General features: G+C 70.2%; 11 protein-coding genes. 3 read left to right on the forward strand and 8 right to left on the reverse strand.

Going from position 1 to position 10,296, the window contains the following annotated elements:
- Positions 1-22 precede the first annotated feature (22 nt).
- Complete coding sequence (locus tag VFM98_RS11640; protein ID WP_325110082.1) at positions 23-796, reverse strand: IclR family transcriptional regulator; 774 nt, start codon at positions 794-796, stop codon at positions 23-25.
- 90 nt (positions 797-886) lie between these two features.
- On the opposite strand from VFM98_RS11640, the gene VFM98_RS11645 reads away from it, so the two are divergent.
- Together VFM98_RS11645 and VFM98_RS11650 are read left to right on the forward strand one after the other, a co-directional pair.
- The gene (locus tag VFM98_RS11645; RefSeq protein WP_325110083.1) at positions 887-1,852 is read left to right on the forward strand and encodes a Bug family tripartite tricarboxylate transporter substrate binding protein; all 966 of its coding nucleotides are present in this window, start codon (positions 887-889) and stop codon (positions 1,850-1,852) included.
- A 6-nt stretch (positions 1,853-1,858) separates the two neighbouring features.
- Positions 1,859-3,061, forward strand: coding sequence for an alpha-hydroxy acid oxidase (locus VFM98_RS11650; RefSeq protein WP_325110084.1), 1,203 nt, complete (start codon positions 1,859-1,861; stop codon positions 3,059-3,061).
- 8 nt (positions 3,062-3,069) lie between these two features.
- Here the strand turns inward: VFM98_RS11650 and VFM98_RS11655 are convergent, their stop codons facing one another.
- The 7 genes from VFM98_RS11655 to VFM98_RS11685 all read right to left on the reverse strand — a co-directional run bounded on the left by VFM98_RS11655 (position 3,070) and on the right by VFM98_RS11685 (position 9,555).
- Complete coding sequence (locus VFM98_RS11655; protein ID WP_325110085.1) at positions 3,070-3,996, reverse strand: SMP-30/gluconolactonase/LRE family protein; 927 nt, start codon at positions 3,994-3,996, stop codon at positions 3,070-3,072.
- A gap of 3 nt (positions 3,997-3,999) precedes the next feature.
- Positions 4,000-4,878 (reverse strand): amidohydrolase family protein, encoded by an 879-nt coding sequence (locus tag VFM98_RS11660; protein ID WP_325110092.1) that lies wholly within the window; start codon positions 4,876-4,878, stop codon positions 4,000-4,002.
- Between the two features lie 26 nt (positions 4,879-4,904).
- Positions 4,905-5,879 (reverse strand): tripartite tricarboxylate transporter substrate binding protein, encoded by a 975-nt coding sequence (locus VFM98_RS11665; protein ID WP_325110086.1) that lies wholly within the window; start codon positions 5,877-5,879, stop codon positions 4,905-4,907.
- A gap of 22 nt (positions 5,880-5,901) precedes the next feature.
- Positions 5,902-6,861, reverse strand: coding sequence for a tripartite tricarboxylate transporter substrate binding protein (locus VFM98_RS11670; RefSeq protein ID WP_325110087.1), 960 nt, complete (start codon positions 6,859-6,861; stop codon positions 5,902-5,904).
- Positions 6,862-6,882: 21 nt separating this feature from the next.
- Positions 6,883-7,818: an NAD(P)-dependent oxidoreductase gene (locus VFM98_RS11675; RefSeq protein ID WP_325110088.1), complete on the reverse strand. Its 936-nt coding sequence runs from the start codon at positions 7,816-7,818 to the stop codon at positions 6,883-6,885.
- On the reverse strand, positions 7,815-8,492 hold the full coding sequence (locus VFM98_RS11680; protein WP_325110089.1) for an RraA family protein: 678 nt from the start codon (positions 8,490-8,492) through the stop codon (positions 7,815-7,817). Before VFM98_RS11680 ends, VFM98_RS11675 begins: the two co-directional genes overlap by 4 nt.
- A gap of 94 nt (positions 8,493-8,586) precedes the next feature.
- Positions 8,587-9,555 (reverse strand): tripartite tricarboxylate transporter substrate binding protein, encoded by a 969-nt coding sequence (locus tag VFM98_RS11685; RefSeq protein ID WP_325110090.1) that lies wholly within the window; start codon positions 9,553-9,555, stop codon positions 8,587-8,589.
- Positions 9,556-9,654: 99 nt separating this feature from the next.
- On the opposite strand from VFM98_RS11685, the gene VFM98_RS11690 reads away from it, so the two are divergent.
- Positions 9,655-10,296: IclR family transcriptional regulator (locus tag VFM98_RS11690; protein ID WP_325110091.1), on the forward strand; the 642-nt coding region annotated here is incomplete at its 3' end.

Consider the following 10,296-nt stretch of genomic DNA (forward strand, 5'->3'; position numbering starts at 1 on the left):
CGAGCCCTGCGCGCCCTCGCGTTCATGGGGCAGGGCGGGCCCGTGCGAGCGAACGCACGAAGGTGCCGCCCAGGAGCTGCGACGCACGGCGGGCCGTCTGCATCACCGCGCCAGCGTGGGCGCGCAGCCTGGCTTCGGTGAGGCGGGATGCCGGTCCGGAAATGCTGATGGCGCCCAGCAACTGCCAGTTGGCCCCGAACACCGGCGCTGCGACACTGGCCGCCTCCGCGGCCCGCTCGCGCATCGCGACGTGATACCCGCGCCGGCGGATCTCTTCGTAGAGCGTGCCCGGCTGGCCGGAGAAGGCCAGGATCACGCGGCCGGGCGCTCCCTTCGCCAGCGGGAACGAAGTGCCGGGGTGGACCACCGCGCGTTCCTCCGACGCGCTCTCCACCCGCAGCAGGCAGGTGCGCACGTCCCCTTCGCGCACGAACAGCGAAGCGCTTTCGCCGGTCTTCCGGGTGAGGGCCCGCAGCAAGGGCGTGATGGCGTCGTCGACGTCGAAGGTGCGCTGGTAGAGCGCTCCCAGCCAGCCGGCCGCCGGACCCAGCCGCCAGCTGCCGTCGTCCCTCTGCACGAGGAACTCGGCGTTGGCGAGGGTCCGCGCGATGCGCAGCGCGGTCGCCTTGTGCAACTGCGCGCGTTCGCTCATCGCCGCCAGCGTCAGGAAGGGCTCGGGCCCGTCGAACGCGCGCAGCACGCGCACCGCCCGCTCCACCGCCAGCACGCCGTGCTGGCCTTCGACGGCCTCGCTGCCGTCGCGCGCCTTCACCGTGGCTTTCCTGGTGCGCGGCATCGTGTGTTTCGTTGATCGAAACGGCATTGTAGGGCGCGGCCGGCTCCTCCTAGAGTGGCGACTTCGCAGACCTCTCCCCAAGCAACCATCGTGCGCCTGTCCCTGTTCGCCCCCCTCGTCGCGCTCAGCATGAGCTTCATCACCCCGGCCTTCGGGCAGGACTTCCCCACCAGGCCGATCAGGTTCGTCGTTCCCTTCGCTGCGGGCGGACCGGCGGACGTCGTGGCGCGCGAGATCGGCCAGAAGCTGGGATCCGAGCTCGGGCAGTCCGTCATCGTCGAGAACCAGGGCGGCGGCGCCGGAGTCACCGCGCTCTCCACAGTCGTGCGGTCCGAGGCGGACGGCCACACGCTGCTGTTCGCCGCGTCGGGCAACATGGTGCTGCAGCCGCAGGTGAGCCGAACCGGCGGCAAGGACCTGGTTGCCAGGCTGCGTCCCGTGGGCCAGGTGTCCACCGGGCCGCACGTCCTCGTCGTCTCGAGCAAGCTGCCGGTGGCGAACGTGAAGGAGTTCATCGCCTATGCGAAGGCGAATCCGGGCAAGCTCAGCTACGGGTCGGCCGGCGTCGGGGGCGTGGCCCACCTGGGCATGGAGTACCTCAAGGCGCTGACGGGCATCGAGATGACCCACGTGCCGTACCGGGGCACTTCCGCCGCCATCAACGACCTGGCTTCGGGCCAGGTGCAGGCCCTCTTCAGCAGCCCGCCGTCCCTGCAGGGCGCGATCGACAAGGGCCTCGTCAAGCCGATGGGCATGAGCGCGTCGGGCGGCACGGGCGCCGCTCGTTCGCTGCCGGTGATCGGCACGGTCGTTCCCGGCTTCGAGTTCACCACCTGGTACGGCCTGTACGCGCCGCTCGCCACGCCCAAGCCGGTGGTCGACCGCATCCACGCTGCGCTGGCCAAGGTCCTGAAGGATCCGGCGCTGAACGCGAAGCTCGAAGCCCAGGGCGTGCAACTGGCGGGGAGCACGCCGGACGAACTCGCGGCGACCACGAAGCGCGACACCGAGCACTGGGCGAAGGTGATTCGCGACGCCAGGATTACGCTGGAGTAAGCCGCCGTGACAACCACTTCGCCGCGCGCGCGCACGCAGCCGCCGGGCAAGCTGAAGCAGTTCCTGTCCCTCGACGACTTCGAGCGCGCCGCGCGGCGGCACCTGCCGCGGCCGATCTTCGGCTACGTCTCGGGCGCGGCGGAAGACTGCGCTTCGCTGCACGACAACCGCGCCGCCTTCGCAGAGATCGGCTTCGTCACGCGCGTGCTGCGCAACGTCTCGGGACGCAGCCAGCAGGTGGAGCTGTTCGGCCACACGTACGCGTCCCCATTCGGGATCGCGCCCATGGGCATCAGCGCCCTCTCCGCCTATCGGGGCGACCTCGTGCTGGCGCGCGCCGCGGCCGAGGCCAACGTGCCCATGATCATGAGCGGCTCCTCGCTCATTCGCCTCGAGGACGTGGTCGCGCAGAACCCGGCGATGTGGTTCCAGGCCTACCTGCCCGGCGAGGTGGAGAAGATCGAACCGCTGATCGAGCGCGTAGCCCGTGCCGGCGTGCGGACGCTGGTGCTCACCGTGGACACCGCGGTGCTCGCCAACCGCGAGAACAACATCCGGGCCGGCTTCTCGACGCCGTTGCGACCCAGCGCGCGCCTGGCGTGGGACGGCGTGACGCACCCGCGCTGGCTGGTCGCCACGGCGCTGCGCACCTTGCTGCTGCACGGCATGCCGCACTTCGAGAACTCGTATGCCACGCGCGGCGCGCCCATCCTGTCTTCCCGGGTCACCCGTGACTTCGGCGCCAAGGACCACCTGAGCTGGGAGCACCTGGCGCTGATCCGGCGCCTCTGGAAAGGGAGCCTGGTGGTCAAGGGCATCATGAGCCCGCTCGACGCGCAGGCCGCGCGCGACGCGGGTGCCGACGGCGTCATCGTGTCGAATCACGGCGGCCGCCAGCTCGATGGCACGGTGGCGCCGCTGCGCGTCCTGCCGGAGATCGTGGCCGCGGTGGGCCCCACGTTCCCCGTGATGATCGACAGCGGCATCCGCCGCGGCACGGACGTTCTGAAGGCGCTCGCCCTGGGCGCGAAGTTCGCGTTCGTGGGACGGCCGTTCCAGTACGCGGCCGCCGTGGCCGGCCAGCCAGGCGTGCGCCACGCCCTGGGCCTCCTGGCCGACGAAGTGCAGCGTGACCTGGGCCTGCTGGGGCTGACGTCGCTGCAGGAACTCGGTCCCGCGCAACTGCGGCCGATCGCGCCGCGGCCCTAGCCCAGCAGCTAGGCCGAGGGCACCCCCATGTGCAGGGGCAGGCCGGCCACTTCCAGGTCCGCATACAGCACCGCGCCGTGCGTGGAGTCGGTGACGAACAGGCGCTGCCTCTGCGGCCCGCCGAAGGCGACGTTGGTGGTCGACGCTCCCTCGGGGCCGCGCAGCACCCACACGGGCTCCGCGCGGGCGTTGAGGACCCATACGTAGCCCAGGCCGGGGTTGGCCACGACCAACCGCCCCTGGGCGTCGGCGGCCAGGCCATCGGGCCCGCTCGGTCCGTACGAGGTGAAGAACTGGCTCACCTTGGCCACGCTGCCGTCGGCCAGCAGGGGGACGCGCCAGACGCAGTTGCCGCGCGTCACGGCCAGGTAGAGCACCGATTCGTCCGGCGACAGGCAGACCCCGTTGGGGCTGGGCACGTTGGACAGCAGCAGGTCCAGCTGGCCGGAGGGCCGCAGGCGGTAGAGCCGGCCCGTCGGATCGTGCAGGCCGGTCTGGCCCTGGTCCGTGAAGTACAGGTTGCCGCCCCGGTCGAACACCAGGTCGTTGACACCGCGGAAGCGCTCGGTATTGCGGCGCTCCAGGAAGCCGCGCACCTGGCCGCTCGCGATGTCCAGCTGCACCAGCCCGTTCTTGTAGTCGGTGATGAGCAGGGTGGCATCGTCCAGGAACTTCATGCCGTTCGGCTCGCCGTCGTACTCCGTGACGAGCGTCCACTCGCCCGCGGCATCGATGCGGAAGATGCGGCCGAAGGGGATGTCGGTCACGTAGAGATTGCCCTGGCGATCGAACACCGGCCCTTCGAGGAAGGAATCGGTCGGGCGGCCCGCGCGGTTCGCGTCGGCCCACACGCTCTGCGTGCGCGTGCGGAAGCGCTCGGGCAGGACGGTGAAGCGCGCGAGCTCGCGAACCTGGGGAGGATGGAGGAAGAACATGGCTCAGCTCGGGGGGCGCTTGAATCCGTAGAGGCGGGCGGGGTTGTCGACCAGCACGCGGCGGAGGGTCTCGTCCGTGCCGCACCACGCCAGCAGCACGTCGACGAGATCCGCGTCGTCCACCGAACCGGGCCGCTCGGTGGTGTGCGGCCAGTCGCTGCCCCACAGGAGCCGCTCGGGGGCGTGGCGCACCAGAGCCTGGCCGAGCGGAAAGGTGTCGGAGTAGCCCGGCGCGCCTGCGCGCGAACGCATGTAGATGCCCGAGAGCTTGACCCAGGTGCTGCCGCCATCGATCAGGCGGCGCAAGGCGTCGTAAGCGGGTCCCGAGGCGCCATCGGCCGGATCGATGCGGCCGAGATGGTCGATCACCAGCGGCACCGGCAGGGCGGCGAGCAGCGCTTCCATGGCAACCAGCTGCTCCGGGTGCACGAACACCTGGATGTGCCAGCCCTGGCGGGCGGCCTTGTGGGCCAGGGTCTGCAGCATGTCCGGCGTGGTCACGCCCCAGGATTGCGGCGACACGAAATTCACGCGCAGCCCGCACACGCGCTGCGCCGCCAGTCGCGCGAGTTCATCCTGCTGCACGTCCGCGTGCATCACCGCCACGCCGCGTGCGCTCTCGCCCAGTTGGGCGAGAGCATCGAGCGTGCAGGCGTTGTCCGTGCCGTAGGTGGACGGCGTGACGACCACCGTCCGCTGCGTCCCGAGGCGCTGCTGCAGCCGCCGGTAGGTGGCGACGTCGGCCTCGGGCGGCTTGCGCGGCCAGTGCGGCGACGGCGGGAAGCGCGCATCGAAGATGTGCATGTGCGCGTCGCACGCGAGCGCAGGCAGCGGGCGCAGCGGCCTGCGCGTGCCCGCCGAATGGGGCACGGGCTCGGACATGGGGTCGCGGGTCACGGAAGGGGGGATCAATCCAGCTTGATGTTGCCCTTGCGAACGACCTCGGCCCACTTGGCGTCTTCCTTCTTCAGGTAGTCAGCGAACTGCGCCGGCGTGGAGCCGATCGGCTGGGCTCCCACGTCGGTGAAGCGCTTGCGGACATCCGGGTCCTGCAGCGACTCGGCCACGGCCTTCTGCAGCTTCGCCACGATGTCGGCCGGCGTGCCTGCCGGGACAAACACGCCGTTCCACTCGTAGACCTCGTAGCCGGGGATCACGGTTTCGGCCACGGTCGGAACGTCGGGCAGCAGCGGCGAGCGCTTGGGAGAGGAGATGGCCAGCGCGCGCAACTTGCCCGAATTCACCAGCGGCGACGAGGCGGCGATCGTGCTGAACATGAAGTCGACCTGGCCGCCCATCACGTCGGTGATCGCGGGGCCTCCGCTCTTGTAGGGGATGTGCACCATGTCGAGGTCGAGCTTCTGCCGGAACAGTTCGGACGCGAGGCGCTGCACCGTGCCGCTGCCGCCGGAGGCGTAGTTGACCTTGCCGGGTTGCGCCTTGGCCTTCCCGATCAGGTCCTTGACGTCCTTGTACGGCGCATCGGCCTTGACGATCAGGATGTTGGGCGCGAGCGAGACGAGCGACAGCGGCTGCAGCGCGTCGGGCGCGTACGGCATGCTGGGGAACAGGTGCGGATTGATGGAGTACGGCGTCGCGTCGTACAGCATCGTGTACCCGTCCGGCTTGGCCTTTGCCACGTAGGAGGCGCCGATCGTGCCGCTGGCGCCGGCGCGGTTGTCGACGATCACGCTGGTGCCGAGCTTGCTGCCCACTTTCGCGGCCAGCACGCGGGCCAGTGCATCGGCCGCGCCGCCCGGCGCGTACGGCACGACCAGCGTGACGGTGCGCTCCGGCCAGGCTGCGTGCGCGAGCGAGGCGGCGGCCAGTGCGCAGGCAGCCACGAAGGTGCGGCGCGCGCGGGAGAAGGAGGTGGATCTCATGGGAAGTTTCCGGGTTGGAAGCTCAATCGAGCTTGAGGTTCAATTCCTTGGCGAGCTGGCTGTTGGCCTGCACTTCGCGCTGGATCTGGCTGCCGAACGTGGCGCCGCACACGCTCTGCGCTGTCAGGCCGAGGCCGCGCAGCTTCTCGACGGCGGCGGGTGTCTGTGTGAAGCTGCGGGCGGCGTTCTCCAGCGCCTCGAGGACCCCCACCGGCGTGCCGGCGGGGGCCATCAATCCGTACCAGGCGTCGTCACGAAAATTCTTGACGCCGGCCTCCTCGAAGGTGGGCACTCCGGGCAGCAGCGTGGAGCGCTGGCCTGCGGCTACCGCCAGGGCGGTGAGCTTGCCGGACTGGATATGCGGCAGCACCGAGCCGAGCGTCGCGAAAGAGGCATCGAGCTGGCCGCCGATCAGGTCGGTGATCGCGGGCGCGGCGCCTTTGTAGGGAATGTGGTTCAGCGAGACGCTCGTGAGGCGCCCGAAGCGCTCGCCCGCGAAGTGGCCCTGGCTGCCGGGACCGGGCGAACCGAAGGTGATGCGGCCCGGCGCGGCCTGCGCCGCCTTCGTGAAGTCGGCGAGCGTCCTCACCTTCATCGCAGGCCCGACCACCAGCACCGTGGGGCTGCCGGCGAGCGTGCAGACGGGCGCGAAGGAGCGCACCGCATCGAACTTCACCCGCGCGCTGTACAGGGCCGGGATCATGGTGTGGTTGGTGGCGCCCAGCAGCACGGTATAGCCGTCGGCCGGTGCGCTGGCGACGTAGTCCGCGGCCAGCACGGTGTTGGCGCCCGGCTTGTTCTCCACAATGAAGGGCTGGCCCAGCGTACGGGCTGCGTGCTCGGCAAAGGCACGCGCCACCACGTCGGTGGGACCGCCGGCGGAGAAGCCGACCACGACGTGCACGGGCTTGGCGGGGTAGCCCTGGGCCAGCGCACCGTGCGCGCAGAGCGCGAGCGCGGCAAGGGTAGCAAGAGTCTTCATCGTGTCCTCCTTCAGTCGGGTTCAGGCGCTTTCGGTCGTCCGCGCGAGGACGGCCAGCACGTTGTTGGCGGCACCGATGCCCATGTTCACGTAGGCGTCACCGGTGACGCCTCCGATGTGGGGGCTGAGCAGGATGTTGGGCTCGGCCTGAAAGGGATGCGGCACCGTCATCGGCTCCACGGCGAAACTGTCCAGGCCGGCGGCCGCCACCTGGCCGGAACGCACGGCCCCCAGCAGCGCGGCTTCGTCGACCAGGCCGCCCCGCGCCGTGTTCACCAGGATCAGGCCGCGCTTGCAGGCAGCCAGCGTCTGCGCATTCACCATGTTGCGGTTCTCGGCGGTCAGCGGGCAGTGCAGCGAGACCGCATCGGACTCGCGCCACAGCGTCGGCAGGTCCACGGGGCGCACATACTCAGGCAGGTTCTGCGCGTAAGGATCGAAGCCGATCACCTTCATGCCCATGGCGTCGCACATGCGCGCGAAGCGCAGGCCGATGGCGCCCAGGCCCACCAGGCCGACGGTGCGGCCGTGCAGTTCCACGCTCTTGTGGGTCGCCTTGTCCCAGTGGCCGGCGCGCATGCGGGCATCCAGCTTCACGATCGACTTGGCGCAGGCCAGCAGGAGGGCCAGCGCCTGCTCGGCGACCGCCGCCGCGTTGGCACCCGCGGCCGCGCGCACGGCGATGCCCCGTGCCTTGGCCGCTTCCTTGTCGATGGTGTCCGTGCCGCTGCCGTGCTTGGAGATCACGCGCAGCGAAGGCGCGGCGTCCATCACGGCGGCGCTGACGCCTCCGTAGCGCACGATGATGCCGACGGGGTCGTGCTGCCTGCAGAGCGCGACCAGGTCCGCCTCCTGCGGCGTCTTGCCGGCGTACACCATCTCGAAATCCTTCAGCAGCGCCAGCGCCGCCGGGGCGAGGTCGGCGCCCGTGACGAGGATGGCCGGCCGTGCACTCACAGGGTCTCGCCCTGCTTCAGCACGCCGGCGGCGCGCAGCGCCGCGTCGAGCCACGGCGCGGCCGTGTTGCCCTTGCCGATGGCCGCAATGCGGGCGGTTTCGTCCTCCACCTTCTTGCGCGCGAGCGGCAGCAGCGCTTCGACACGCTCGCGCTCGATGGCGACGACGCCGTCCGCGTCGGCCACGATCAGGTCGCCGGAGCGCACCGTCACGCCGCCTACCGACACCGGATGCCCGATCCGCCCGGGGACGTTCTTGGTCGGGCCGTTCGGGTTGGTGCCGAAGGAGAACACGGGATAGTCCATCTCGTCGATCTCGAGGCTGTCGCGCACGGCACCGTCGATCACCACCCCGGCCAGGCCGAGTTGCTTGCAGGCGGTCATCATGATCGTGCCCATGAGGGCGGCCGTCTGGTCGCCCTTGCCGTCGATGACGAGCACGTCGCCCGGCTTGGCGAGGGCGATAGCGGCATGGATCATCAGGTTGTCGCCGGGGCGCACGTCCACCGTCAGCGCCGGACCGGCCAGTTTCATGCGCGGGCGCAGCGCCGCGATGCGCCCGTGCAGGGCGCCGCGGCGGCCGTTCACGTCGGCCAGGATCGCGGCCTGGAATTCGGAGGCCTGGCGCACCAGGTCGGGGGAGACGCGCTCGAAAGTGCGGAGGATGTCGGTCATGGGAGGCTTTCGGAAAACTGGGATGGCGGGCACGGCGCTGCGGTGGCGCCGTGCCGGGTGCGAAGAGTGCGCGCGAGGTGCGCTGCCGACCGGGTCAGTCGATCCGGGCGCCCGAGTCCTTGACGATCTTTCCCCAGCGGGCGATATCGTCGCGGATCAGGTTCGTGAACTGCTCCGGCGTGCTGCCGGCGACGTCGGCCCCCTGGGCTCCGAGCTTCCTGGCCAGCTCGGGATCCTTCAGCGCCTTGTTGATGTCGGCGTTCAGCTTGATCACTACATCCTTCGGCAGGTTGGCCGGGCCGAGGATGCCGAACCACGTGACGGCTTCGAAGCCCTTGTAGCCCGACTCGGCGACGGTCGGCACATTGGGCAGGTCGTCCACGCGCTGCAGCGAAGTGACGGCGAGAGGGCGCATCTTGCCGCTCTGGATGTGGCCGATCAGCGTGGGAATGGTGGAGAAGTACAGCTGCACCTGTCCGCTGATCACGTCGGTCGCGCCCTGCGCCGCGCCCTTGTAGGGGATGTGGGTCAGCTTGATGCCCGCGACCCGCTGGAAGGATTCGGCCGCGAGGTGGCCCACGGTGCCGTTGCCGGCGGACGCGAAGTTGATGGAGCCGGGGTGCGCCCTCGACTCCTTCACCACGTCGGCGAGGGTGCGGAAGGGCGAGTTGGCGCTGGCCACGATCACCAGCGGCGAACTGGCCACCAGGCTCACCGGCGTCAGGTCCTTCAGCGGGTCGTAGGGCAGCTTCGGGTAGAGCGTGGGGTTGATCGCGAGATTGCTGGTCTGGCCCATCACCAGCGTGTAGCCATCGGGGGCGGCCTTGGCGGCGGTGTCGACGCCGATGTTGCCGCCCGTGCCGGGCTTGTTGTCGATGACGAAGGTGTAGCCGGGGCCGGCGATCTTGTGCGCAACCTCGCGAGTGATCGTGTCCGTGCCGCCGCCGGGCGGGAAGGGCACGATCAGGCGGATGGGCTTGGCGGGCCAGGCTTGCGCCAGGGCCAGGGAAGCGGTGAGGGACGTGGCCGCGAACGCGAGCGCCGCACGACGGGAAATCTGCATCGGTTGTCTCCTGAGCATGCACTGCATGCGTCATTGCGAACTGTAGATGGCCGTTCCAATGCGTACAATGTCGTTTCACGCAATGAACCATGGTGCAGGATGCGCAACCCGGCCAAGGATGAAGCGCCCGCCGCCGACGGCGGTGTCACCGCCGTCACCCGGGCGCTGTCGCTGATGGAAGCCTTCGCAGTCGGCGAGGCTAGCCTGTCCCTGGCCGAATTGAGCCGGCGGGTGGGGATGCACAAGACCACCACCTTGCGGCTGGCGCGCACGCTGGCCCTGTCGCAGTACATGGTGCAGACCGAGGACGGCCTGTGGCGGCTGGGGCCTGCCGCCGGCTGGCTCGGGGCCCGGTATCAGGCAGGTTTCGACGTGAACAACGTCGTCGAGCCTGCGCTGCACCAACTCGTCAAGGAGACGGGCGAGAGTGCCTCCTTCTACGTGCGCGAGGGGGACATCCGCTCTTGCGTCGCGCGGGTGGAAGGGCCCCAATCGGTGCGCCACAACGTGCGCATCGGCGAGCGGTTGCCCCTGGACCGCGGCGCGCCGGGGCGCGTGATCCTCGCCTTCAGCGGCGCGGCCGGCGAGCCCTACGAGTCGATCCGCGAGCGCGGCTTCCACATCTCGCTCGGGGAGCGGGAAGCGGAGGTCGCCAGCGTGGCCGCACCCGTGTTCGGCCTCAACTGGCGCCTGCTCGGCTCGATGTGCATTTCCGGACCGAGCTCGCGCCTGACCAAGGCC

The sequence above is a fragment of the Ramlibacter sp. genome (genome assembly GCF_035706265.1).
In the GTDB taxonomy this organism is placed as follows: domain Bacteria; phylum Pseudomonadota; class Gammaproteobacteria; order Burkholderiales; family Burkholderiaceae_C; genus Ramlibacter.

Excerpts from the sequence above, each read along its gene's own strand:
- VFM98_RS11640 (WP_325110082.1), bottom strand. The coding sequence starts at position 796 with ATGCCGCGCACCAGGAAAGCCACGGTGAAGGCGCGCGACGGCAGCGAG.
- VFM98_RS11655 (WP_325110085.1), bottom strand. The coding sequence starts at position 3,996 with ATGTTCTTCCTCCATCCTCCCCAGGTTCGCGAGCTCGCGCGCTTCACC.
- VFM98_RS11660 (WP_325110092.1), bottom strand. The coding sequence starts at position 4,878 with ATGTCCGAGCCCGTGCCCCATTCGGCGGGCACGCGCAGGCCGCTGCGC.
- VFM98_RS11665 (WP_325110086.1), bottom strand. The coding sequence starts at position 5,879 with ATGAGATCCACCTCCTTCTCCCGCGCGCGCCGCACCTTCGTGGCTGCC.
- VFM98_RS11670 (WP_325110087.1), bottom strand. The coding sequence starts at position 6,861 with ATGAAGACTCTTGCTACCCTTGCCGCGCTCGCGCTCTGCGCGCACGGT.
- VFM98_RS11680 (WP_325110089.1), bottom strand. The coding sequence starts at position 8,492 with ATGACCGACATCCTCCGCACTTTCGAGCGCGTCTCCCCCGACCTGGTG.
- VFM98_RS11685 (WP_325110090.1), bottom strand. The coding sequence starts at position 9,555 with ATGCAGATTTCCCGTCGTGCGGCGCTCGCGTTCGCGGCCACGTCCCTC.